This window comes from Brucella pecoris, assembly GCF_006376675.1.
GTDB classification, from domain to species: domain Bacteria; phylum Pseudomonadota; class Alphaproteobacteria; order Rhizobiales; family Rhizobiaceae; genus Brucella; species Brucella pecoris.
On the sequence record NZ_VEWK01000061.1, the window covers coordinates 1 to 1,057 of the forward strand.

Here is a 1,057-nt window from a genome sequence, read left to right on the forward strand (position 1 = left end):
CGTGCCGGATTGAAGATGTTCGCGAAATAGGTGCCCCAAAGCGTTTCGGTGACATCTTCCGATAAGTCAGGGCGTGTGCCGCCTGGGTGGTAACTAAGTCTGCCGGCCTCAAATCGAGCTGTAAGCCTGGGCGTGGCGATCACCCAGTCCATATCCGCGAAACGCTTTACAAAAAAGGAACTACCCGGTTCGACTATATTATGCTCCGGCTCAAACCAGGCTGCAAAGCGACGACGCAATCCAGTCTCAGGTAATTCGCGAAACCGTACGAAAGCATGCATCTTGTGGATATCACGACCAACCGATTTTGCCATGAGATGCAGCCGCCGCCCAAGCGGGTCGGCATGGCTTAAAGGTTCTCCCGCGTTTCGGTCAAGCCGCCATAACGCCTGATAGAGCAGTCCGAACCGTTCCGGATTCGAATGCCAGATGACCGAATGCGCAAGCTTCAAAAACCCCTGCGTAACGCTTGCCTTATGCTCACCAGGCGCATTGGGCAGCGACGCCCCATCAAACAATCCGTCTGCTCCGATCCAATCGATATCATTTGGCTCGATACCATGTGATATCGCGATGCGCGCCATCTCACGCCACGCATCGAAGGTGCCGCCGTCGGGTAGTTTAACGGAATAGATCATAATAGCCGCAGTTGCTCAGCGGGAGGTGCAAATCGAGCGCGTAAATCGACGTTGTCGATGAGCCGCCCCGGCGACCAGCCAGGTGTCATGATAAAGGGGCGTGCCTTGTTCATGTTGGCACCTATCCGCACCAGATCTTCGTATCTTAAACCGCCGTTCTGGCGCGCAACGATTATGCGATCCACCGTGCGGGTACCGAATCCAGGAACACGCAGCAGCAATTCACGGCTTGCACGGTTTACATCCAGAGGGAATAGGCCACGGTGCTGTATGGCCCAGGCAAGTTTTGGATCCAGTTCCAAATCAAGATGACCAGCCTTCGTGCCGGTAGCGATTTCCTCGGCGGTGAAACCATAAAAACGCAAAAGCCAATCTGCCTGATATAGGCGGTGTTCACGCAGAAGCGGAGGCTGGATCAA

General features: G+C 54.8%; 1 protein-coding gene and 1 pseudogene. Both read right to left on the reverse strand.

Annotation, left to right across the window (positions count from 1 at the left end; all coding sequences use genetic code 11):
• Positions 1–584 (reverse strand): TIGR03915 family putative DNA repair protein (locus tag FIB18_RS24705; RefSeq protein WP_235894977.1); only part of this gene is annotated, 584 nt, incomplete at its 3' end.
• 50 nt (positions 585–634) lie between these two features.
• Positions 635–1,057 (reverse strand): annotated as a pseudogene (locus FIB18_RS24710) (putative DNA modification/repair radical SAM protein); the annotation flags it as partial.